At 72.8% G+C, this 22,598-nt stretch carries 20 protein-coding genes; 8 read left to right on the top strand and 12 right to left on the bottom strand.

The window, feature by feature from the left end; genetic code table 11:
* Window positions 1-125 precede the first annotated feature (125 nt).
* A complete protein-coding gene (locus tag DEJ51_RS17070; protein WP_150258343.1) occupies window positions 126-905 on the bottom strand; it encodes a carbon-nitrogen family hydrolase in 780 nt (259 codons plus the stop codon).
* 150 nt (window positions 906-1,055) lie between these two features.
* Here DEJ51_RS17070 and DEJ51_RS17065 point away from each other — a divergent pair, with 150 nt between their 5' ends.
* Window positions 1,056-1,886, top strand: coding sequence for a maleylpyruvate isomerase family mycothiol-dependent enzyme (locus DEJ51_RS17065; protein WP_150258341.1), 831 nt, complete (start codon window positions 1,056-1,058; stop codon window positions 1,884-1,886).
* Window positions 1,887-1,978: 92 nt separating this feature from the next.
* Here DEJ51_RS17065 and DEJ51_RS17055 read toward each other — a convergent pair whose 3' ends face one another.
* Window positions 1,979-3,301 (bottom strand): MFS transporter, encoded by a 1,323-nt coding sequence (locus DEJ51_RS17055; RefSeq protein ID WP_190620938.1) that lies wholly within the window; start codon window positions 3,299-3,301, stop codon window positions 1,979-1,981.
* 98 nt (window positions 3,302-3,399) lie between these two features.
* Window positions 3,400-4,050: a GntR family transcriptional regulator gene (locus DEJ51_RS17050; RefSeq protein WP_190620427.1), complete on the bottom strand. Its 651-nt coding sequence runs from the start codon at window positions 4,048-4,050 to the stop codon at window positions 3,400-3,402.
* Window positions 4,051-4,254: 204 nt separating this feature from the next.
* Between DEJ51_RS17050 and DEJ51_RS17045 the strand changes: the two genes are divergently transcribed.
* Window positions 4,255-5,436: a DUF418 domain-containing protein gene (locus tag DEJ51_RS17045; RefSeq protein ID WP_150258337.1), complete on the top strand. Its 1,182-nt coding sequence runs from the start codon at window positions 4,255-4,257 to the stop codon at window positions 5,434-5,436.
* On the opposite strand, the gene DEJ51_RS34545 is transcribed toward DEJ51_RS17045, so the two are convergent.
* The 3 genes from DEJ51_RS34545 to DEJ51_RS17035 all read right to left on the bottom strand — a co-directional run bounded on the left by DEJ51_RS34545 (window position 5,420) and on the right by DEJ51_RS17035 (window position 8,906).
* Window positions 5,420-5,746: a protease inhibitor I42 family protein gene (locus DEJ51_RS34545; protein ID WP_190620425.1), complete on the bottom strand. Its 327-nt coding sequence runs from the start codon at window positions 5,744-5,746 to the stop codon at window positions 5,420-5,422. The two genes, DEJ51_RS17045 and DEJ51_RS34545, sit on opposite strands and share 17 nt — an antisense overlap.
* 15 nt (window positions 5,747-5,761) lie before the next feature.
* Window positions 5,762-7,657 carry a C1 family peptidase gene (locus tag DEJ51_RS35560; RefSeq protein ID WP_150258336.1) on the bottom strand — a complete coding sequence of 632 codons (1,896 nt, stop codon included), beginning with the start codon at window positions 7,655-7,657 and terminating at the stop codon, window positions 5,762-5,764.
* Window positions 7,658-7,796: 139 nt separating this feature from the next.
* A complete protein-coding gene (locus DEJ51_RS17035; protein WP_150258334.1) occupies window positions 7,797-8,906 on the bottom strand; it encodes an FAD-dependent monooxygenase in 1,110 nt (369 codons plus the stop codon).
* A 169-nt stretch (window positions 8,907-9,075) separates the two neighbouring features.
* Between DEJ51_RS17035 and DEJ51_RS17030 the strand changes: the two genes are divergently transcribed.
* The 3 genes from DEJ51_RS17030 (at window position 9,076) to DEJ51_RS17020 (ending at window position 11,794) form a co-directional block, all read left to right on the top strand.
* Window positions 9,076-10,074, top strand: coding sequence for a GntR family transcriptional regulator (locus DEJ51_RS17030; protein WP_150261974.1), 999 nt, complete (start codon window positions 9,076-9,078; stop codon window positions 10,072-10,074).
* Between the two features lie 11 nt (window positions 10,075-10,085).
* On the top strand, window positions 10,086-11,291 hold the full coding sequence (locus DEJ51_RS17025; RefSeq protein WP_150258332.1) for a DUF1266 domain-containing protein: 1,206 nt from the start codon (window positions 10,086-10,088) through the stop codon (window positions 11,289-11,291).
* Between the two features lie 92 nt (window positions 11,292-11,383).
* Window positions 11,384-11,794 carry a PPOX class F420-dependent oxidoreductase gene (locus DEJ51_RS17020; RefSeq protein ID WP_150258330.1) on the top strand — a complete coding sequence of 137 codons (411 nt, stop codon included), beginning with the start codon at window positions 11,384-11,386 and terminating at the stop codon, window positions 11,792-11,794.
* A gap of 41 nt (window positions 11,795-11,835) precedes the next feature.
* Here the strand turns inward: DEJ51_RS17020 and DEJ51_RS17015 are convergent, their stop codons facing one another.
* The 5 genes from DEJ51_RS17015 to pdhA form a co-directional block, all read right to left on the bottom strand.
* Complete coding sequence (locus DEJ51_RS17015) at window positions 11,836-12,600, bottom strand: hypothetical protein (protein ID WP_150258329.1); 765 nt, start codon at window positions 12,598-12,600, stop codon at window positions 11,836-11,838.
* Between the two features lie 52 nt (window positions 12,601-12,652).
* Window positions 12,653-13,588: a GNAT family N-acetyltransferase gene (locus DEJ51_RS17010; protein WP_150258327.1), complete on the bottom strand. Its 936-nt coding sequence runs from the start codon at window positions 13,586-13,588 to the stop codon at window positions 12,653-12,655.
* Window positions 13,589-13,702: 114 nt separating this feature from the next.
* Entirely contained in the window at window positions 13,703-15,136 is a 1,434-nt protein-coding gene (locus DEJ51_RS17005) for a dihydrolipoamide acetyltransferase family protein (RefSeq protein ID WP_150258326.1), read from the bottom strand.
* A 12-nt stretch (window positions 15,137-15,148) separates the two neighbouring features.
* Window positions 15,149-16,129 (bottom strand): alpha-ketoacid dehydrogenase subunit beta, encoded by a 981-nt coding sequence (locus DEJ51_RS17000; protein WP_150258324.1) that lies wholly within the window; start codon window positions 16,127-16,129, stop codon window positions 15,149-15,151.
* Window positions 16,129-17,331 carry a pyruvate dehydrogenase (acetyl-transferring) E1 component subunit alpha gene (gene pdhA / locus DEJ51_RS16995; RefSeq protein ID WP_033214801.1) on the bottom strand — a complete coding sequence of 401 codons (1,203 nt, stop codon included), beginning with the start codon at window positions 17,329-17,331 and terminating at the stop codon, window positions 16,129-16,131. Before pdhA ends, DEJ51_RS17000 begins: the two co-directional genes overlap by 1 nt.
* A 327-nt stretch (window positions 17,332-17,658) precedes the next feature.
* On the opposite strand from pdhA, the gene DEJ51_RS16990 reads away from it, so the two are divergent.
* Together DEJ51_RS16990 and DEJ51_RS16985 are read left to right on the top strand one after the other, a co-directional pair.
* Complete coding sequence (locus DEJ51_RS16990; protein WP_150258323.1) at window positions 17,659-18,321, top strand: response regulator; 663 nt, start codon at window positions 17,659-17,661, stop codon at window positions 18,319-18,321.
* 152 nt (window positions 18,322-18,473) lie between these two features.
* Window positions 18,474-18,890 carry a pyridoxamine 5'-phosphate oxidase family protein gene (locus DEJ51_RS16985; protein WP_150258322.1) on the top strand — a complete coding sequence of 139 codons (417 nt, stop codon included), beginning with the start codon at window positions 18,474-18,476 and terminating at the stop codon, window positions 18,888-18,890.
* A 70-nt stretch (window positions 18,891-18,960) separates the two neighbouring features.
* Here the strand turns inward: DEJ51_RS16985 and DEJ51_RS16980 are convergent, their stop codons facing one another.
* A complete protein-coding gene (locus DEJ51_RS16980) occupies window positions 18,961-20,583 on the bottom strand; it encodes a protein kinase domain-containing protein (protein WP_150258321.1) in 1,623 nt (540 codons plus the stop codon).
* Window positions 20,584-20,812: 229 nt separating this feature from the next.
* On the opposite strand from DEJ51_RS16980, the gene DEJ51_RS16975 reads away from it, so the two are divergent.
* Window positions 20,813-22,480 (top strand): protein kinase domain-containing protein, encoded by a 1,668-nt coding sequence (locus DEJ51_RS16975; protein WP_150258320.1) that lies wholly within the window; start codon window positions 20,813-20,815, stop codon window positions 22,478-22,480.
* The last annotated feature ends 118 nt before the right edge of the window (window positions 22,481-22,598 follow it).

Below are 22,598 nucleotides of genomic sequence, written 5' to 3'. Positions count from 1 at the left end.
CGCCTCCTCCTCGTGGCTGTGGCGGCCCGCGCCGCCCGTCCCTCCTCGTCTGCCCGCGCGGGCGGACGCCAACCGCGGGAGTGCCAGGTCCCGCCGGCGGGACCCCCGGCACCCCCAGGGGCCGGTCAGCGGCCCAGGCGGCGGTCCTTCAGGGCCGGGAACTGGGACCGGGTGTCGGGGACCTTGGCCGGGTCCAGGTCCACGGTGAGGACCTCCTCGCCGGGGCCCGCCTCCGCCAGGACCTCGCCCCACGGGTCGACCACCAGGCTGTGCCCGGCCTGCTCCACGCCCGCGTGGGTGCCGGCCGTCCCGCAGGCCAGGACGTAGGACTGGTCCTCCACGGCGCGCGCCCGGCTCAGCAGGGTCCAGTGCGCGCGGCGGCGGGCCGGCCAGCCCGCCGCGACGACCATCGTGGTGGCCCCGGCGTCGACCAGGCCGCGGAACAGCTCGGGGAAGCGCAGGTCGTAGCAGGTGGCGATGCCGAGGGTCTGCTCCGGCAGGGTCACCGTGGTGAGGGAGTCCCCGGCCGACATCAGCACCGCTTCGCCCTGGTCGAAGCCGAAGCGGTGGATCTTCCGGTAGGTGGCGGCGAGCTCGCCCGCCGGGGAGAGGACGAGGGCGGTGTTGTAGAGGGAGCCGTCGCCCGCGCGCTCGACGACCGAACCCGCGTGGAGCCAGACGCCGGCGTCGCGCGCCGCCTCGGACATGGCCTCGTAGGTCGGGCCGTCGAGCGGTTCGGCCTCGGTCTCGAACTGCTCGTACGCGAACGCGCCGACCGGCCACAGCTCCGGCAGGACGACAAGATCGGAGCCTGCCTGCTCCCGTACGAGTTCGGCCACGCGGGCACGTCGGGAAGACACCGACTCGCCCTCGTTCACTGCGATTTGGATCAGCGAGGCGCGCACACTACCACCGTCCTGGCGTTCAAGCCGTCAACTCGGGCCTACGATCGTCACACGAAAGCACTGCCGGGGTGCTCACCGGCAGCGTAGTTTTGGAAACTGAGTCCACAGCTTCTTAAAACGCGCCATTGAACAGCACCGCGAGGGGTCCCGTTGACCGTCCAGCCGCATCCCGACCTCCAGCCCTATGCCGACGCCTGGACACACTCCATCGAGGCGATATCCGAGTTGGTCCTCCCGCTGACGGAGGGCGAGTGGAACCGGGCGACGCCGTGTCCCGGCTGGTCGGTCCGTGATGTCGTGTCACACATCATCGGCATCGAGTGCGAGCAGCTCGGCGACCCGCGGCCGATCCACACCGTGGCGCGGGACCTCCGGCACGTGGTGGACGAGTTCAGCCGGTACATGGAGGTCCAGGTCGACGTACGCCGTCACCACACGGCGCCGGAGATGACCTCGGAGCTGGAGTACACGGTGATCCGGCGCTCCCGGCAGCTGCGGAACGAGAAGCGGGATCCGGCCACGATGGTCCGCGGGCCGCTCGGTGACCAGGTGACGCTGGAGCAGGCGCTGCGGCTGCGGGCGTTCGACGTGTGGATCCACGAGCAGGACCTGCGGGCGGCGCTCGGGGCACCGGGGAACTGGGACTCACCCGGTGCGTACGTGGCGCGCGACCTCCTGCTGGCCGGGCTCCCGAAGGTGGTGGCCAAGCGGGCGGGCGCGCCGGCCAACTCGGCCGTGGTGATCGACGTGCACGGTCAGCTGGAGTTCATGCGGACGGTACGGGTGGACGCGGACGGCCGCGGCACGGTGGACAAGTCTCCGTCGCTGGGCCCGGCGGTGACCCTGACGCTGGACTGGGAGACCTACGTCCGCCTGGCGGCGGGCCGGGTCCGGGCGCACACCGTCGCTGACCGGGTGAAGGTGGAGGGCGACGCACAGCTGGCGGACGCCATCCTCACGCAGTTCTCCGTGACCCCGTAGAGGTCCCGGGCCCCGGTCCGCCCCCGCCCGGTCGCCGCGGGCCCGGGAGGCCGGGGACGCCCCCGGGCCGCTGACCGGCGCCCGCCGACGCCCTACGGGGCCTCGCGCGCCGCCGCCTCGGGGAACACACCCGCCCGGGACACCGGCTCCGGCTGGGCGGGGAGGGCGGCGCGGCCCTTGGCCGCCTCGCGGGCCAGGGCGAGGGGGCGCAGGCGCAGGATGCTGAGCACGCCCAGCGCTTCGAGGACGAAGACCGTGGAGAAGGCGATGCGGTAGTTGTCGCCCGTGGCGTCGAGCAGGACGCCGACCGTCAGCAGGGTGGTCATGGAGGCGATGAAGCCGCCCATGTTCGTGATGCCGGAGGCGGTGCCCTGGCGCTCCGGCGGGTTGGCCGGGCGGGCGAAGTCGAAGCCGATCATCGACGCCGGTCCGCAGCCGCCCAGCACCAGGCACAGGGCGACCAGCAGCCACATCGGCGCCCGGTCGCCGGGATACGCGAGGACCGCCGCCCACAGCAGGGCGGTGAGACCGACCGTGCCCAGGGCGAGCGGGATCCGCGCGGACTGGCGGCGGCCGACGGCCTGGCCGTAGACCAGCCCGAGCGCCATGTTCGAGGCGACGACCAGCGTCAGCAGCCCGCCCGCGGTGGTCCGCGAGAGCCCCTGCGCCTCGACCAGGAAGGGCATGCCCCACAGCAGCAGGAACACCATCGCGGGGAACTGCGTGGTGAAGTGCACCCACAGGCCGAGCCGGGTGCCGGGTTCGGCCCAGGACTCGCGGATCTGGCGGCGTACGAAGCCACCGGACGCGTGCTGCGACGGCGCCGGCCCGAACCCCTCGGGGTGGTCCCGCAGGAACAGCGTCAGCGGCACCAGGACCACCAGCCCCGCCACCGCACTGCCCGCGAACGCGGCGGTCCACCCGACCCCGTGCAGGACCGGGGCGAGGACGAGGGTGGAGACGAGGTTGCCCGCCATGCCGACCAGCCCGGCCAGCTGCGCCATCAGCGGGCCGCGCCGGGCCGGGAACCACCGGGTGCCGAGCCGCAGCACCGATATGAAGGTCATCGCGTCGCCGCAGCCCAGCAGTGCCCGCGCGGCGAGTGCCATCCCGTACGAGGGCGACAGCGCGAAGCCGAGCTGGCCGGCGGTGAACAGCACCGCGCCCAGGGTCAGCACCTTCTTGGTGCCGAGCCGGTCCACCATCAGGCCCACCGGGATCTGCATGCCCGCGTAGACCAGCAGCTGGAGGAGGGAGAAGGCGGCCAGCGCCGAGGCGTTGACGTGGAAGCGGTCTGCGGCGTCCAGGCCGGCCACGCCCAGGCTGGTACGGAAGATCACCGCCACGAAGTAGACGGCGACGCCGATGCCCCAGACGGCGACGGCCCTGCCACCGCCCGGCGGGTCGGCGGGCAGGCCCAGGGAGCCCTTCGCCGAGCCGTTGACCGAGCCGTTGACCGAGCCCTTCGCCGAACCGCTGACCGAACCGCTGACCGAGGCGTCCACCGAGCCGTTCACCGGCCCGGCCCCCGCACGAGGGCCTCGACCCGGCCGATGTGACCGCGGACCGCCGCGGCCGCCGTGTCCGCGTCCCCGGCGCGCAGCGCTTCCAGGATCTCCGCGTGCTCGGCGAGCGTCCGGTCCAGCCGCTCCGGGTGGGCGTGCAGCAGGGCCACGCCCATCCGCAGCTGCCGGTCGCGGAGCTGGTCGTAGAGGCGGCACAGGATCTCGTTCCCGGCACTGCGCACGATCTCGGCGTGGAAGCCCCGGTCGGCGGCCATCATCGCGGCGAGGTCGCCCGCGTCGGCGTGCCGGCGCTGTTCGTCGAGCAGGGCGGCGAGCCGGTCCAGCAGACCCGGTGACGCCGGTACGGCTCTGCGTACGGTGAACTCCTCGACCAGCAGCCGGGTTTCGAGGACGTCGGTGATCTCCTGCACGGATACCTGGAGGACCAGCGCGCCCTTCTTCGGGTACAGCTTCAGCAGCCCCTCGGTCTCCAGCCGCAGCAGCGCCTCGCGGACGGGCGTACGGGACACCCCTACGGCCGCGGCCAGTTCGCCCTCGGTCAGGAGGGTGCCGCCTTCGTAGCGACGGTCGAGCACCCCCTGCTTGACGTGCTGGTAGACGCGGTCGGCAGCGGTCACGGAAGCAGTGGGGGCGGACATGCGCACAGGATAGATACAACAGGGGTGCAAGCCCTGCCGGGGTCCAGGATGTGGACCCCGTCCCCGGGCGGGAGCCGGTGGGTGCGGACCGCTCCGGAAAGAGCCCGGGTGTGGTCCGCGGACCGCCCGCTGCACCGAAGGATGTACCGCGCCTTCGTCCGCCCGCAGGACGTACGGGGCCCCGCGCGCCGCGACGCTGAAGTCATGGCCGAAACCCTGCTCGCCCCGGCGGCGCCCAAGACCGCCCGGCTCCCGCTCCTCGACGTCCTGCGCGGCGCCGCGATCCTCGGCACCCTCATGACCAACGTCTGGATCTTCACCGCGCCCGGCTCGGAGTGGGGGGTGTTCCAGGGCTCGATGAAGGTGCCCGACCCGATCGCGGACCCCTCCGCCGCGCACCTCGCCGAGAGCGTCTTCCGCTTCCTCGCCGACGGCAAGTTCCTGGCCCTGCTGACGGTCCTGTTCGGGGTGGGCCTGGCCATCCAGTTCGACTCGGCCGCCCGCCGCGGCGATCCCTGGCCCGGCCGCTACCCGCGCCGCGCCGCCTTCCTCTTCGTCGAGGGAACCGTCCACTTCGCGCTCGTCTTCGCCTGGGACGTGCTCATGGGGTACGCCGTCACGGCCCTGCTCGTCGCCTGGCTGCTGGCCCGCTCCGAGAAGGTGCGCAAGGGAGCCATGTGGACGGCCGCCGGCCTGCACCTGGCGCTGATGTCCCTGGCGACCCTCGACGCGCTGAGCCGGCCCGCCGGGGCCCCCAGGAACCCGGATCCGGCCACCGTCGAGCTGTACGCCACAGGCGGCTACCCCGCCCAGGTCGCCTTCCGTCTGGAGCACTTCCCCGCCCTGCGCATCGAGCCGGTCGTCTCCTTCGGACTCCTCGTGTTCCTCTTCCTCCTCGGGGTGCGGCTGCACCGCGCGGGCGCCTTCACCCCCACCGCGGAGGGCCACCGCATCCGGACCCGGATGGCCGGCTGGGGCCTGGGCCTCGGGCTGCCGCTGAACGCCGCGACCACCCTCGGCGGCTCCGACTTCTACCTCCTGGGCCGCTACGGCGCCGCCCCGGTGCTCGCCCTCGGCTACATCGGCCTGATCGGCCTCTCCCTCGACCGGCGGTGGATCCCGGCCCCGGTGAGCCTCGCCCTCGGCTCCGTCGGCCGCACCGCCCTGTCCTGCTACGTCGCCCAGAACCTGCTCTGCATGCTGCTCTGCTACGGCATCGGGCTGGGCCTCGCCGAGCGGCTCGGCGGCAGCGGCCCCTGGTGGGTGATGGGCCTGTGGGCCGGCGTGAGCCTGACCCTGGCCGCCGGATCGTGGCTGTGGCTGCGCCGCTTCGGCCACGGCCCCCTGGAGGCCGTGCAGCGCAAGGTCCTCAGCTCCGGCCGGTGACCGCCGGCACCTCCACGTCCAGGACGAACTCGTCGTACGGGGCCTCGTCCGGGTAGGGCGGCCGGACCTGTGCGAAGCGGATCCGGGCCCGGCCCCCGCCCGGGGGCCGGGCCCGGACCACGTAGATCCGCTCCACCGGGGCCCCCGGCGGCGCCTCGGCGGCGGCCGGGTCCGCGGCGGCCTCCGCCACCGCCACCGTGTCCGCGTCCCCGGTGACCTGCCAGGTCCACACGTACCCGCGCGCGCCCCGCCCGGTGAGCCGCAGCTCGTACGGCTCGTCCGGGACCAGCACGATGCTCCGTACCTCCACGCCCGCCCGGTCCTCTCAGACGGGGCCGATCACCGACCCCTCGTGCCAGCCCGCGCCGTCGCGCCAGTAGTGCTGGAGGCGGCGGTCGGTGCGCAGGACGACGACTTCCAGATTGAACCCGAAACTGCCCTGGAGCATCCCGGTGACGCAGGCGACGTCGTGTCCGAAGACCGCGCTGCGCCGCCAGGGCGAGCCGCCCGCGTTGCCGCGCCACCAGTGCTCGACCCGGCCGCCGGCGACGGCCACGCACAGCTCGTAGTTCCCCGCGGTGTCCTCGTCCGCGGCCCCGAACTGCCCCTCGATCAGGCAGGGCGCGGAGACGGCCGCCGTACCGCTGCCGAAGATCTCCCCGGCCCGCCAGGTGAAGCCGTTCGGATCGTCGCGCCACCACAGCTGCATCCGGCCGTCGGTGAGGGCGGCGACGAGGTCCAGGTGGCGGCCGCGGGTCTGGACGAGGGCGGGCCCGTAGTGGGCGATGCCGGAGGCGAAGCGGCCTCCGTCGTTCCAGGTCCAGGGGGCGCCGTTGATCCGCCACCAGTGGTTGAGGCGGCCGTCGGCGGTCCGGACGACCACCTCGAAGTTGCCCGGCTTGCCGTAGTCGCTCTGGATGAACGCCGGCGTCGAACCGGTGGCCGCGTCGCCCGGCCCGAAGAGGCCGCCGTCGCGCCAGGCACCGCCGGACTGCTCGTAGTACCAGTGCCGCAGCCGGCCGCCGGTGGTCACGTGCAGGGACTCCATGTTGCGGTTGTAGGTGGTACCGGTGAAGGCGGGCTGGCCGGAGGCGTCGGTGGCGAAGGTGCCGGCGCGGGCCCAGGCGAACGGGGAGTCGCCCTCGCGCCACCAGTGCTGGAGGCGGCCGCCGGGGGCGGTGGCGAGCAGCTCGAAGTTGCGGTGGGCGCGGCCGTTGCCGCTCTCGTAGACGTTGCCGCTGTGCAGGCGGCGCTTGGTCCACGGGTCGGGATTGGTGCCGCGCAGGCCGCACTTGGCCCAGTGGTCGATGTCGACCTCGCCGTAGGCGATCCGGCCGTAGCCGCCGACGTGGTAGCCCGTGCCCCAGGAGTTCTTGAACAGCCAGCAGCCGGCCGCGTCGTCGTAGCCGACGATCAGCACGCAGTGGCCGCCCGCGAGACGGTCGCTCGTCCGGTGGTACACGCCCGAGCCGAGGCCGAAGAAGTCGTCGTAGACGTCGAAGCAGGCGGTCAGCGGGCCGACCGTGTCCAGCCAGACCTTCTGCTGCTCCACGTCGCCGAGCCGGACGTAGTCGGTGATCCGGACGGTCCGGCCGGAGCGGTCCCAGCTGGGCGTGTACTCGGCGCGCCAGGCGTCGCGGCGGGCGGCCGGGAGCCCCGCGGGCGGAGTGCTGTACGGCCAGCAGTCCGGGTCGGCGAGCCCGCCGTTCGCCTTGATCCAGTCGAGGGCGGTCTCCGGGTTGCTGCCCTGGCCGCAGGTGAAGCGCAGTCCGTCGTGGACGTCCCCCTCGGAACGCTCCGCCCATACGTCGTGCTCGATCCGGGCCATGGACTCCACGAGGCCGGCGGCGCCGAAGGCCCAGCAGGAACCGCACGGGTTCTGGTCCTTCACCTTGGTGATCCACGGCCAGCCCCAGCGGTTGCGCCAGTCCACGGCCGCGGGACGGGCCGGGGCCGCGGGCCCCCGGACTCCGGGCAGCAGCCCGTGGGCCGCGCGGCGCCGGGTCAGATGGGGGTTGCCGCTGGCGTGGCCGATGATCCCCGCCAGGTCGATCACCCCCGCGTCCTCGGCGGTGGTCAGGTTGGCCCCGGGCTCCAGGCCGAGCGAAGGCCGCGGCACGGGCTCCTCGTCGGCGAGGTGCTCCAGGACCGACCAGCGCGCCCCCTGCGCGACGAGCTGCGCGCGCAGCTCCCCCACCGACTGGACAGATTCCTCCGGCATGGCGGCCCCCCAGCTGCAACCGTTCGGATCCAAGACCCGGGAGCGTCCCCCCGGCGCCCGGGGGCGTCAAGGGGGTCAGCACGGTCGCGCGGTGGCACGAGGGGGCGTGCCGCACCGGCACCGGCCGGTGGCCACCGGGTCAGCCGTCCAGCGAGATCGCGTTCTTGGCACGGGTCACCGATTCCTCGGACGCGGGTCCGCCCGGGTTCTCCGTCGCAAGGGCCTGGTTGAGGTCGACGAAGGGCCGCATCCGCTCCTCGTAGCGGGCGTACGCGGCGAGGTGGTCGCCGGACGCCCCGGCGAGGGACTCGGCCAGCACGTGGGCGCCCACCAGGGCCAGGCTGGTGCCCTGACCCGAGAGGGGGGAGGGGCAGTAGCCGGCGTCCCCGAGCAGGACGACGCGGCCCCGAGACCACCGGTCCATCCGGATCTGGGCCATGGCGTCGCAGTAGAAGTCGGGTGCCTTGCGGGCGGCTTCGGCCAGGCGGGCCCCTTCCCACCGCAGGGACTCCAGCCTCTCGACGACGGTCCGCCGCAGGGCCTCGCCGGTGCGCAGCTCCGGGGCGAGGGGGGCCGACTCGAAGCCGAAGGCGACGCGCAGTTCGGTGTTGTCGCGTACGGGCATGATGCCGAACCCCATGTCCGCGTCCCGCAGCCACATCTGCCAGTCCTCCAGGCCGAGGAAGTTGTCCGTGCCGAACACCGAGAGGTAGCTGCCCAGGTGGTGGGCGTGGTCCTCCTCGGGGCCGAAGGCCAGCCGGCGCACGGTGGAGTGCAGTCCGTCGGCGCCGACGACGAGGTCGAAGGTGCGCGGCGCCGCGTGCGCGAACTCCGCCCGCACCCCGTCCTCGTGTTCCTCCAGCCCGGTGAGGGTGTCGCCGAAGAGGTACGCGACGTCCGCGCGGGTGTGTTCGTGGACCATCCGCACCAGGTCCTCGCGCAGCACCTCGATGTCCTCGCCGTCGAGCCGGCCGCTGCTGAAGGTCGCCTCGGTGGAGCGGCCGACCTCGGTTCCGTCGGGGCCGAGGACCGACATGCCGCGCATCCGGGTGCGTACCCGGCTCGCCCGCTCCAGCAGGCCCATGCGTGCCACCACGTCGAGCGCGACGCCGCGGATGTCGACGGCCTGCCCGCCGCCACGGACGCCGGGGGCGCGTTCGACGACGGTGGGCTCGAAGCCGTGGCGGCGCAGGAGGTGGGCGAGGACGGGACCCGCGATGCCGCCGCCGGAGATGAGTACGGTCCGCATGAGAAGCTCCTTCAGTGGTTTGTACGCTGTACGCACACTGAATGTACGACGTACACACAGGCCTCTCAACTGACACTTCAGCGCTCCTGTACTAGCTCAGAACAGCTCCGGAGAAGATCTCCGCTGGTACCCTCTGCACTAGTACAGGACAGAAAGGCGGAAGAACGTGATGCAGACCACAGGGGCGGCAGGCCCGGCCGGTGACCCGCCCTACCTGCGGATCGTCGCCGCGATCCGGCGGCGCATCGCGGACGGCGAACTCGCCCCCGGGGACCGCGTCCCCTCCACCCGGCAGATCGCCGCGCAGTGGGGCGTCGCGCTCGCCACCGCCACCAAGGCCCTGACCACGCTGCGCCTTGAGGGCCTGGTCGAGGCCCGTCCCCGGATCGGCACGGTCGTCGCCGGGAGCGTCCCCGCAGCGCCGGCGGCCCGCCGGCGCCCCTCGCCCGCCCCGGACGCCGAGCCGGAGCTGACCGTCGACCGGATCGTGCGCGCCGCCGTCGAGATCGCCGACGCCGAAGGACTCGCCGCGCTCTCCATGCGCGGGGTCGCGGCCCGGCTCGGCGTCTCGCCGATGTCGACCTACCGGTACGTGCCGGGCAAGGAGGACCTGGTCCTGCTCATGGCCGACGCCGCCTTCGGCGAGGAGTCCTACCCCGCCGGTGCCGGCGCCCCCGCCCACTGGCGGGCGCGCGTCGAGGTGGGCGCCCGGACCCTGTGGCGGCTGTACCGCAAGCACCCGTGGCTGGCCCGGGTCGGCTCGCTCACCCGCCCGCTGCTGGTGCCCAACCTGCTGGTCCACGGCGAGTGGATGCTGGCCGCCCTCGACGGCCACGGACTCGACCCGACCACCCTCTTCGACATCCACGTCCTGCTCTACAGCCATGTGCACGGCCTGGCGGTCCACCTGGAACTGGAGGCCGACGCCGAAGCCGCCACGGGGCAGTCGGACGACCAGTGGATGGACGGCCGCGCCCCCGTCCTGCGGGAACTGACGGACTCCGGCCGCTTCCCGACCTTCGCCCGCGTGGTCGGATCCTTCGAGGACGGCTACGACCTGCGGCTCGACGCTCTCTTCGACCTCGGCCTGGGAGCCCTCCTGGACGGCCTGACCCCCCTCGTGGAAGGCGGAGGACGCTCCCTCGGGCCCCGGCAGGAGCCCGTATAGGCTCGGGCCGCATGGGGACCTGGATCGCGCCGAGCGCCATCGAGAGAGAGCTGTACGAGGCCAAGACCGCCGGCGACTGGGCCGCCTACTTCGGCGTCCTGGCCCGTACGCCGCTGTACGTCGCGCAGTCCCGCGGGCGCTCCGACGCCCATCCCGACGCGGTGTTCTTCCACGCCGCCCCGGACCGGACGCTCGCCGTCCACACCGCCGGCATGCTGCCCGCCCCCACCCCCGAGACGGTCTACGAGTCGCGGAGCCTGCGCTGGTTCGCCAAGGTCTGGGCCGCCGACGACCCCGCCTTCCTCGCCGTGAACCCGGGCTCCCCCTCCGAGGCCTACCTCACCACCACCCCCGCCGACCTGGCCCGCTGGCGCTCCCACGCGGAGGCCGCCCCGCACTACGGCCTGCCCGAGGGCAAGGTCCACGCCCTGTTCACCGGCGGCCCGCTGCACGGGCCCGTCGCCCACGGCCTCGCCGTCGGCGGCCATCTCGCCGTCACGAACGGCGAGTTCTGGAACGCCCTCGCCTACCACGGCAGCGGCTACCAGTACGAGCGCCGCCGCGTCGCGAAGAGCTGGAGCATCACCGACCGGGCCGACTGGCTCTCCACCCTGGAGACGCTCCTGGACCGCGGGATGGTCAGCCCCGTCTGGGAGTACGTGCTCCGCGTCCGCCGCGCCCTCGCCTCCGACTTCGCCGGACCGGTGGACATCGAGCACTGGCGGCACGCCTCCGAGTCGAGCCTGCGCCGCAGCGCCGAACGCGCCGCCGAGCCGCAGCTCACCCCCGACGGGGTCACCGTCGCCCGGCCGCGGCCGGCCGCCGAGGTCGAGGGGGAGATAGCCGGCGTCAAACGCCTCATCGGCCGGATCACCCGCTACGAGCAGCGCTTCCGGGCCGACGGACTGCTCCCCGAGGACGGCTGGGTCCGCTCCGTGGAGGCCTGGGACATCGGCCGGGCCTCCCAGATGGCCCGCTGGGGCGTCGGCTGCCGCTACGGCACCGTCGCCGAGGCCGAGGAGGCCGTACTGCGCGCCGGGGAGGCCGCACGCGACACGTACCGCTCGTGGGCGGAGTTCTCCGCCGGGTACGTCCTCGGCCGGTGCCTGCACTTCGACGAGGAGGAGTTCGGCACCTGGTACACGACCGCCCTCGCCGCCCACCTCGCGCTGACGACGGACCCGGCCAGCCCCTGGCTCAACATCCCCTGGAACTGAGGGCCGACCCGCCGGTTTCCGACTTCGGGAAGTCGGCGCCGCGGCCGGAAACCCGCGGCGGGCCACCGCATCCCCCGACTAGCCTCGCCGCCATGACTGCCCAGCTGAACGAAACCGTACGGGGGCTGCTCGACGCACCGCACCCCGCCGTCCTGTCGACCATCAACCCCGACGGAAGCCCGCAGAGTTCGGTGATCTGGGTGACCCGCGACGGCGGCGACCTGCTGGTCTCCACCGAGCAGGGCCGCCGCAAGGAGCGGAACATCGTCCGCGACGGACGGGTCGGCCTCACCGTCTTCGACCTGGCCAACCCCTTCCTCTACGCCGAGATCCGCGGCACCGCCACCGTCACCGAGGACGTCGGCCGCGCGGTGGCCGTCCGCATCGCCGAGGAGTACATGGGTCCGGGCGCCGGCAAGGAGTACGCGGACGCCCCGGCCGAGGACGTCCGGGTGGTCGTCCGCATCACCCCGACCAAGGTCCTCGGCAACGCGGCCCGCTAGACCGTCTCCTGCGGATCGTGCCGGGGCCGTCCGGTCCGCCCTCAGGGGAGGGCGGACCGGACCGCCGCCCAGGCGTCGGCCGCCCGCGCCGCCGGATCGGCGTCCGCGAGGTGGGGCCGCAGCAGCACCAGCCACGGGATCAGGCCCTTGATCCGGCGCAGGTGCCGGATCCGGTGGTACGGGAGGTCCCGCCAGACCCGGCCCTGCGCCGCGGCCTGCTCCGGGGTCAGGTCCATCAGCCCCAGCAGCTCCCGGCACAGGGCGGCCGGATCACCGCCCCGGCCCGGCCCGAACTGCTGGATCAAGTAGACCTGCAGGCCGGCCCGTTCGGGCGCCCGGAGCAGATCCGGCCCGCCCTCGGCCCGGGCGCAGCGGTGGGTGGCGGCCAGCGCCACCCGGCCCCAGCGCAGCCGGATCCCGTCCGGGAGCCGCTCGTCCCGCATCCGGACCCCGGCCAGGACGCGCAGGGTCCGGGGGTGCGGTTCGTCCCCGAGCGGCGGATCCGTGGCCAGCCAGACCTCCAGCTCCTCCAGCGCGTGCCCGTCGGGCGGCACCGACGTCAGCACCTGTCCGCGGGTGAGCAGCGCGACCACGGGGCCCGCCAGGCGGACCTTCGCGATGTGCCCGGCGCCGACGGAGCCGACGGCCCGCCCGTGGCGCTCGATGCCGCGCAGGCCGATCCGGTACTCCCCGACGGCGTAGACCTGTCCGGCCCGGGCCACCCCGCCGACGCACCGGACCACGCACACCCCGCCCGTGACGTCGGCCTCCTCGACGGAGTACACCTGCAGTTCGGCGATGGACACCCGCGCCCCCTTCCCCGGGCGGCAGGTTACCTCCCGGGGAAGGGAGCCCGGTTCAGTGCTCCGGGGCTTCCAGCACGAGGCGGATCTCGGTGACCTCGTACCCGGCCCGGTCGAAGGCGGCGGCCATCGGCACGTTGACGGTGTCGGTGGTCGCGGTGATGCGCCCGGCGCCCGCCGCGGCGTGGAAGCGGGTGATCTCGCCCAGGATCTCGTCGATCAGGCCCTGGCCGCGGTGCTCCGGTACGACGCCCAGGTAGCCGACGTTGCGGTGGTACGGGGTCGCCGACGGGATGGCCAGGCCCGCCAGGCGGCCGTCCGGGAGGTGGGCCAAGCGCCACCAGGAGCGCTCGCCGGGGCAGTCGAGGTAGAAGTCGAAGTCCTCGCGCGCCAGCTGCTCGGCGTCCATCAGCTGCAGTTCGTGCCGCGTGGCCAGGTCGAGGCTGCCCCGGGAGAGGCGGACGAAGGCGTCCAGCATCTCCTCGTCCGTGCCCTCGCGGAAGACGAGCCGGCCGGTGGGCGCGGCCGTGCCGGCCTCCGGGGTCCACTCGTAGCGCAGCCGCTCGATCTCGCGCGTCAGCCCGGTGCGGTGCGCGGCCTCGCGCCGCCAGGCGACCGCGGCGGCCAGCTCCGGGTCGGCGCGCCAGCCGCGGGGCAGGGAGAGGTTGTAGCCCGGGAGCCCGCCGAAGGCGGCGTGCCCGGCGTCCAGCAGTGCGGCGGCGACCCCGGCCGGGTCGGCCACCCCGGCTGCCACCTGGAGGCAGTCGAGCGCGATCGGGTGCTCGCTGTCGGCCCGGCCCCACCACAGGGCGCGGGCCAGGATCCGCCCGTCGCCGTCCTCGGCGGTCCAGATCCACTCGGGCCTGATCCGGTTCTCGGCGAGCTCCTCGCGGACCTTCTCGGCGGTCAGGGCGGGGACGGGACCGTCGGCCGGGTGGGCGACGGCGCGGTCCAGGTGTGCGGGGTCTGCGGTGGCAGCGCGAAAGAGCATCCGCAGATGATCACACGGGGTGCAGGGAGCGGACCACGGCTTTCCCGCCCCGCCCGAAAGGCCGACGGCCGGCCTCCACGGGGAGACCGGCCGCCGGCTTCGTGCTCGTGTCCGCTACGACCAGGTGACCAGGCGGCGGGGGTGTTCCAGGACCGCCGCGATGTCGGCGAGGAACTTGGAGCCGAGCTCGCCGTCGATGAGACGGTGGTCGAACGACAGCGCCAGGGTGGTGACGTGGCGCGGCTTGACCTTGCCCTTGTGGACCCACGGCTGGAGCTTGATCGCGCCGACCGCGAGGATCGCGGACTCGCCCGGGTTCAGGATCGGCGTACCGGTGTCGACGCCGAAGACGCCGACGTTGGTGATGGTGATCGTGCCGTTCTGCATGTCCGCCGGGGAGGTCTTGCCGTCGCGGGCCGTGGCGACCAGCGAGGACAGGGACTCCGACAGCTCGCCGAGGCTCTTGGCGTGCGCGTCCTTGATGTTCGGGACGATCAGCCCGCGCGGGGTGGCCGCCGCGATGCCCAGGTTGACGTAGTGCTTGAGCACGATCTCCTGGGCCGCCTCGTCCCAGGACGCGTTGACGTCCGGGTTGCGGCGGATGGCCACCAGCACGGCCTTGGCGATGAGCAGCAGCGGGTTGATCCGCAGGCCCGCCAGGTCCGGGTCGGCCTTGAGCTCCTGCACCAGCTTCATCGTGCGCGACACGTCGAAGGTGATGAACTCGGTGACGTGCGGCGCGGTGAAGGCCGAGCCGACCATGGCCTGCGCGGTGACCTTGCGGACGCCCTTGACCGGGATGCGGGTCTCCCGCGCCGAGGCGTCGGCCACGGGGGCCGGGGTCACCGCGACGGGCGCGGCCACGGCGGCCGGGGCGGCGGCCGGAGCCGCCGCGGGCACGGCGGCCTGCGGGGTGATCGCCGCGGCGGCCGCGGCGTGCACGTCCTCCCGGGTCACGACCCCGCCGTCACCGGTGGGGACCACCGAGGCCAGGTCGATGCCGAGGTCCTTGGCGAGCTTGCGCACCGGCGGCTTGGCCAGCGGCCGCTCGCCGGCCGGCTGCGCCGGTACGGCGGGGAGCGGCGCCGGGACGGCCGGAGCCGCCGGAGCGGGGGCGGCCACCGGGGCCGCCGTACCGTTCTGGGCGGCCACGGCGGGCGCCGGGGCGGCCTTGCGCGGGCGGCGCTTGGTGGAGGACTCGGAGACCCCGTAGCCGACCAGCACGGGCTGGCGGGCGGCCGGGGCGGCCTCCTCGGCCTCGGCGGGGGCGGGGATCTCCTGGGCCGGGGCCGCGGCGGCCTCGCCGGAGCCGGTCTGCACCGAGATGATCACCTGGCCGACGTCGACCGTGGTGCCCTCCTCGAAGAGGAGGGCGTGCACGGTGCCGTCGAACGGGATCGGCAGTTCCACGGCGGCCTTGGCCGTCTCGACCTCGCAGACGACCTGGCCGTCGGTGACCGTGTCACCGGGCTGGACGTACCACTTGAGGATCTCGGCCTCGGTGAGGCCCTCGCCCACGTCGGGCATCTTGAATTCGCGGATGGTCATGACGCGGGTCTCCTAGTACGCCAGCGAGCGGTCGACGGCGTCGAGCACCCGGTCCAGGCCGGGCAGGTACTCGTCCTCCAGGCGGGCCGGCGGGTAGGGGGCGTGGAAACCGCCCACGCGCAGGACCGGCGCCTCCAGGTGGTAGAAGCACCGCTCCGTGATGCGGGCGGCGACCTCCGCGCCCACGCCGAGGAACACCGGCGCCTCGTGGACGACCACGAGCCGGCGGGTCTTCTCGACCGAGGCCTGGATCCCGTCGAAGTCGACCGGGGACATCGAGCGCAGGTCGAGGACCTCCACCGACTTGCCCTCCTCGGCGGCCGCGGCCGCGGCCTCCAGGCAGACCTTCACCATCGGGCCGTAGGCGGCCAGGGTGACGTCCGAGCCCTCGCGGGTCACGCGCGCCTTGTGCAGCTCGCCGGGGATGGCGTCGAAGTCGACCTCGCCCTTGTCCCAGTAGCGGCGCTTCGGCTCGAAGAAGATCACCGGGTCGTCGCTGAGGATCGCCTGCTGGAGCATCCAGTAGGCGTCGCTCGCGTTCGAGGGGGAGACCACCTTGAGGCCCGGCACGTGCGCGAAGAGCGCCTCGGGGGACTCGCTGTGGTGCTCGACCGCGCCGATGCCGCCCGCGTACGGGATGCGCACGACGACGGGCATCTTGACCTTGCCCAGGGCGCGCGCGTGCATCTTCGCGAGCTGCGTGACGATCTGGTCGTACGCGGGGAAGACGAAGCCGTCGAACTGGATCTCCACGACCGGCCGGTACCCGCGCAGGGCCAGGCCGATGGCGGTGCCGACGATGCCGGACTCGGCGAGCGGGGTGTCGATGACCCGCTCCTCGCCGAAGTCCTTCTGCAGGCCGTCGGTGATCCGGAAGACACCGCCCAGCTTGCCGACGTCCTCACCCATGATCAGGACCTTGGGGTCCTGCTCCAGGGCCTTGCGCAGCGACTCGTTGAGCGCCTTGGCGATAGACATCTTCTCGACAGCCATCAGTGACCCTCCTCGAAGGACGCGAGGTAAGCGGCGAACTGGGCGCGCTCCTCGTCGACGAGCGCGTGCCCGTCCGCGTAGACGTTCTCGAAGATCGCCATGGTGTCCGGGTCGGGCATGGCGCGCACGGCCTCGCGCACGCGCTTGCCCATCGCCTCGCTCTCCGCCTCCAGCTCCGTGAAGAACGCCTCGTCGGCGCCCCCGGTGGCCAGCAGGTGGGCCTTCAGGCGCAGGATCGGGTCCTTGGCCTCCCAGGCCGCCGTCTCCTCGTCCCGCCGGTACTTCGTCGGGTCGTCGGAGGTGGTGTGCGCGCCCATGCGGTACGTGAACGCCTCGACCAGGGTCGGGCCCTCGCCGCGGCGGGCCCGGTCCAGCGCCCAGCGGGTCACGGCCAGGCAGGCCAGTACGTCGTTGCCGTCGACGCGGACGCCCGGGAAGCCGAAGCCCTGCGCGCGCTGGTAGAGCGGCACGCGCATCTGGCGCTCGGTCGGCTCGGAGATCGCCCACTGGTTGTTCTGGCAGAAGAACACCACGGGGGAGTTGTAGACGGCGGAGAAGGTGAACGCCTCGGCGACGTCGCCCTGGCTGGACGCGCCGTCGCCGAAGTAGGCGATGACCGCGGAGTCCGCGCCGTCCTTGGCCACGCCCATCGCGTAACCGGTCGCGTGGAGCGTCTGCGAGCCGATGACGATCGTGTAGAGGTGGAAGTTGTTGGTGTTCGGGTCCCAGCCGCCGTGGTTCACGCCGCGGAACATGCCGAGCAGGTTGGTCGGGTCGACCCCGCGGCACCAGGCCACGCCGTGCTCGCGGTAGGTCGGGAAGACGTAGTCCTCGTCGTTCAGCGCCCGGCCGGAGCCGATCTGGGCGGCCTCCTGCCCGAGGAGCGAGGCCCACAGGCCCAGCTCTCCCTGGCGCTGCAGGGCGGTCGCCTCACCGTCGAAGCGGCGGGTCATGACCATGTCGCGGTACAGCCCGCGCAGGTCCTCGGTGGTGATGTCGGCGACGAAGGGGGCGAACTCCGCGTTCTCCGCGTTGTCGACCCGGTCCCCTTCGGGCGTCAGCAGCTGTACGAGCTGAGGTACGGCGTCCTGCGTCTGCGCGGTGGCAGCGGCGGGCTTGGCGGCGGCGTTCGCCGCGCCTGCCGCCCGCTTGGTGCCGCTGCTGCGTCGCGGCTTGCGCGCGGCAGTGCTCTCCACGGTCACGTGTGCTCCTCCGTCGGTCCGGCACCCGGGTTCTCCGGGGTCCAGTGCGGCTCACCTGTATCCGTAACGAGCGCACGGGGTGGGTGCGCTTCGCGTACGGGGATTCAGGCGTGACAGGTGTCCCGGCGAGTGCCCTGCGCAATGCACGTTACCCAGTGCGCCGCATAACTGCGAAACCCCGTTTGACCTGCGTTTTTGCTTGGATTTCCTAGTAAAAACGCAGCAACGGGAACAACCACTGGTCACAGCCTTGCAGGGGCCGGGAACAACGGCACGTTATCCCGGGTAACTCCGGCAGGGAAGGGGTGAGTGTGTGAAACTGACTTCGTGCGCGAAGACGGAAAAATCAAGGTATTCCTCCTGGACGACCACGAAGTGGTGCGCCGGGGCGTCCACGAGCTCTTGTCGGTCGAAGAGGACATCGAGATCGTCGGCGAGGCCGGTACCGCCGCGGATGCCCTGGTCCGTATCCCCGCAACCCGTCCCGACGTGGCCGTCCTCGACGTCCGGCTCCCCGACGGCAGCGGCGTGGAGGTCTGCCGCGAGGTGCGCTCGCAGGACGAGGACGTCAAATGCCTGATGCTGACCTCCTTCGCCGACGACGAGGCGCTGTTCGACGCGATCATGGCCGGCGCCTCCGGTTACGTGCTCAAGGCGATCCGCGGCAACGAGCTGCTGAGCGCCGTACGCGACGTCGCCGCCGGCAAGTCGCTGCTGGACCCCGTCGCCACCGCCCGCGTGCTGGAGCGGCTGCGGGACGGCGGCCGGGGCGGCAGGGGCGACGACCGCCTCGCCCACCTCACCGAGCAGGAACGGAAGATCCTCGACCTGATCGGCGAGGGCCTGACCAACCGGGTCATCGGCGAGCGGCTGCACCTGGCCGAGAAGACCATCAAGAACTACGTCTCCAGCCTGCTCTCCAAGCTGGGCATGGAGCGCCGCTCCCAGGCCGCCGCCTATGTGGCCCGCCTGCAGGCGGAGCGCCGCTGATCCCTGCCGCCACCACGCCGGTCACGCATCGTGTCCGGCGGATGGCGCTACGGGTTCCCCGGGGTCCGGCGTTCCATTCGGGACCAAGGTCACCGCTCCCCGGGGCGGGCTGCTCTTCCCCGGCGGGGTACCCGTACCCGAGAGTGGACGGCATGTCCCCCGAGGAGCTCCACGCCGTCGACCTGCTGCGCCGGGTGCCGTACGGCCGCGTGGCCACCAGCATGCGTGCGCTGCCCTTCCTCGCGCTCGCCCGCCACATCGTGGTGGACGGCGGGGTGATCTTGAGAATGCATTCCGGTTTCGGCTACCACCAGGCCTGCAACGGCAGCGTGGTGGCCTATGGGGCCGACAATTCCCATGCGCCGGACCCCGAGCTCTGGTCGGTCCAGTGCACCGGAACGGCGCAGGTCACCGAACCGACCAACGCCGAACTGGAGCTCTTCGGACCGGTTCCGCATTTCATCGACGGCGAGGTCTTCGACCCCGTCTACATGCGGATCGAGCCCCAGTTCGCCACCGTGCACTCGCTGGCCGGGAATACGGACCGGCAGTACCAGTACGCGCTCTGACCGGGGCTCACCCGGATACGCGGACGGGCCCGGCGGAATTGATTCCGCCGGGCCCGTCCTCCGGTACGCGTCACTCTTCCGAGTTGGTCCCGCCACCGCCGGGGCCGCCGGCGGCGCCACCGGCCGCGGTCTCCCCCGTGGGCTTCGTCGACGGCTTGTTCGACGGCGTCGGCGACGTGCTCCCCGTGGGCTTCGTCGTCGCCGTGTTGGTCGGCGAGGCCGTACCCGTCGGCGAGTGCGTCGCGGTGGGCGTCGGCGTCGGGCTGAAGCTCTGCTGGCGACTACGGGTCGGCGCGGGCGAGTTGTCGTTGGTAGCCGGGGTGTTGTCCTGCGTCTGCGGCGGCTGGGTGACGTTCGGGGCCGCGGACTTGCTCGGCTGCTCACCCGGGGTGCTCTGGGTGGTCTCCGGCTTCTCCTTGCCTGCCTTGCCCATGCTGTTGACCGCGTAGGCCACACCACCCATGACCGCGACGACCGCGAGGACCGCGAACAGCCACACCGTCCAGCGGCTGCCGCCGCTCCTGCGGTCGTCGTAGCCGTCGTAGCCGTCGTAACCGCCGTTGCCGGCCGGGCCGTGGCCGCCGGGGAAGGCCGAGCCGTCGTCCGGGTTCAGCGACGGCACCATCGGCTGCTGGAACTGCGAGGTCGAGGCGTGCGCCCCGTACTGCTGCTGGCCGCCGCTCCCGGGCAGGGGCATGGCCGTGGTGGGAGAGGTACCGCCCCGCCCGTGCGGCAGGGACATGGTGACCGGGCCGGTGCTCCAGGTGCCGGTGTTCGGCCCCTGCTCCTGCAGCATCTGGAGCGCGTACTGGACCAGCCCGCGCATCTCCTCGGCGCTCTGGAAGCGGTCGTCCGGGTCCTTGGCGAGGGAACGCATGACCAGGCCGTCGAGCTCCTGCGGGAGGTGACTGCCCTCCGGCAGCTGCGAGGGCGGCACCGGCGCGTCCTGGACGTGCTGGTAGACCACCGACAGCGGGGTCTCGCCGGTGAACGGGGGACGCAGCGCGAGCAGTTCGTAGAGCAGACAGCCGGTCGCGTAGAGGTCGGAGCGGTGGTCGACGGCCTTGCCGAGGGCCTGCTCGGGCGACAGGTACTGCGGGGTGCCCATGACCATGCCGGTCTGGGTCATCGTCGACTGGGCGCCGTGCAGGGCGCGGGCGATGCCGAAGTCCATCACCTTGACCGCGCCGGTCTCGGTGATGATGACGTTCGCGGGCTTGATGTCACGGTGCACGATGCCGTGCTGGTGCGAGTACGCGAGGGCTTCGAGCACGCCCGAGGTGATGATGAGCGCCTGCTCGGGGCCCGGGGCCTCCGCGCTGAGCAGGAGGTCGCGGATGGTGCGGCCCTCGACGAGCTCCATGACGATGTACGGGACGGTGTTCGGGCCGACCCGGTCCTCGCCCGAGTCGTACACGGCCACGACGGCGTGGTGGTTGAGTCCGGCGACGGACTGCGCCTCGCGCGTGAAGCGGGCCTTGGACACCGGGTCCTCGGCGAGGTCCGCGCGCAGCAGCTTCACGGCGACGGTGCGGCCCAGCCGGACGTCCTCGGCCGCGAACACCTCGGCCATGCCGCCGCGGCCCAGCCGGTGCGTCATCCGGTAACGGCCGTCGCCCACCAGGCCGCCGGCGCCCCAGTGCTCAGGACCATCGGTCATCCCGGCGCCGTTTCCATCGGGTTCGGGTGCCATCAGTCCTCGCCGTCGTATCTCTCGGCCGCCGCTCAGCGGTCGTCCTCTTCGTCGGTGCTCCGGTGAACGCTACAGCCTCGGAACCGGTCACCGTTCGGACAAGACCACCTGTGCCCGTGTGGTCACGGAACGGGCACCTGGCTTGACGTGTGCTTGCCCTGGGGCAGACTGGGCGCCATATGCGCCCGGCCAGCGGCGTGGGGACACATCCCGAGGGGAAGCAACAGTCATGAGCCAGGACGGCACTCAGGGCCAGTACGCGGGCGGCTCTCTGGCCGGTGGCCGTTACCAGCTAAGGGACTTGCTGGGTGCGGGCGGCATGGCGTCCGTGTACCTCGCCTACGACTCGGCCCTCGACCGGCAGGTCGCCATCAAGACGCTGCACAGCGACCTCGGCCGCGAGCAGTCCTTCCGCGAACGGTTCCGCCGCGAGGCCCAGGCTGTAGCGAAACTGTCGCACACGAACATCGTCTCGGTGTTCGACACCGGTGAGGGCGAAGTGACGTTCGGCGGCGCCGCCGCGGGCGACGGCGCGGTGATGCCGTACATCGTCATGGAGTACGTGGAGGGCCGGCCGCTGGGCTCGGTGCTGGAGGAGGACATCCGCCAGTACGGCGCCATGCCGGCCGACAAGGCGCTGAAGGTGACGGCCGACGTCCTGGCCGCCCTGGAGACCAGCCACGAGATGGGGCTCGTCCACCGCGACATCAAGCCCGGCAACGTCATGGTGAACAAGCGCGGCGTGGTCAAGGTGATGGACTTCGGCATCGCGCGCGCCATGCAGTCGGGGGTCACCTCGATGACGCAGACCGGCATGGTCGTCGGCACCCCCCAGTACCTCTCGCCCGAGCAGGCGCTGGGGCGCGGGGTCGACGCCCGTTCGGACCTCTACTCGGTCGGCATCATGCTGTTCCAGCTGCTGACCGGGCGGATCCCGTTCGACGCGGACTCGCCGCTGGCCATCGCGTACGCCCACGTGCAGGAGGAGCCGGTCGCCCCGTCCTCCGTCAACCGGTCGCTGACCCCGGCGATGGACGCGCTGGTGGCCCGCGCCCTGAAGAAGAACCCGAACGAGCGTTTCCCCACGGCCGCGGCCATGGGGGACGAGGTCGCGCGGGTGCTGGGCTCCGGGCAGACCGGTGCGCCGGTCATCGTCCAGGGCCACGGGCCCCTGAGCAGCGGTGCGGGCGTGGCCTCGGCCGTGTTCCCGCCGGTGGAGTCCGGGTACCAGGCGCCCCCGCAGTCGGTGCAGCAGCCCTACCAGGCGCCGCAGGCGCCGACGCCGGCCCCGTACGCGCCGACACCGGCCCCGCAGCAGCACGCGCAGGGCGGCTACGCCTACCCGCACACCCCTCCGCCGCAGCAGCAGTACGCGCCGCAGACCCCGCCGCCGTACACGATCTCCCCGACCGGCGGGCCGGGGACGACGGGCCAGGCGGCGGCGTCCGGTGACGGCAAGCGGAACATGCCGGTGGTCGTGGGCGCGGCCGCGGTGGCGCTGCTGGCCGTGGGCGGTCTGATCGCGGCGATCTCGATGAACGGGGACAAGGACAAGGGCGACACGACGGCGGATCCGGGGGCCTCCACGTCCGCCTCGGCGAAGGCCGGGTTCAAGGGGCCGGACACCACGCGCACGATCGACCCGAAGAAGTGCACGGAGCCGGTGAGGCACTACAGCGAGGCCGGCAAGTACATGGCCCCGGACTTCAAGTACAAGAACCTGCTCTCGGTGAAGGAGTGCATCCAGGCCTCGGGCGGCAAGTACAAGATCGAGTTCAAGGACGAGGCCGTGTACGGCAAGGACACGGTCCTGTTCCAGACCCCGGCTTCCGGCGACAAGATCAACAAGGAAGGCACGGAGTTCACGCTGACCGTGTCGACCGGCAACCCCGAATAGCGCACCGGACCCCGCCGCACGGCGCCGCCCGGCGGCCCGGCACGCGGCGCGATCCGACACACCGGCATCCCGGACACCCCGATGGGGCGTCCGGGATGCCGCTTTTGCCCCACTATGT

The organism is Streptomyces venezuelae (assembly GCF_008642275.1).
GTDB lineage: Bacteria > Actinomycetota > Actinomycetes > Streptomycetales > Streptomycetaceae > Streptomyces > Streptomyces venezuelae_E.
The sequence above is the reverse complement of the archived record's forward strand: the minus strand, read 5'-3'. Positions and strand labels throughout refer to the sequence as shown.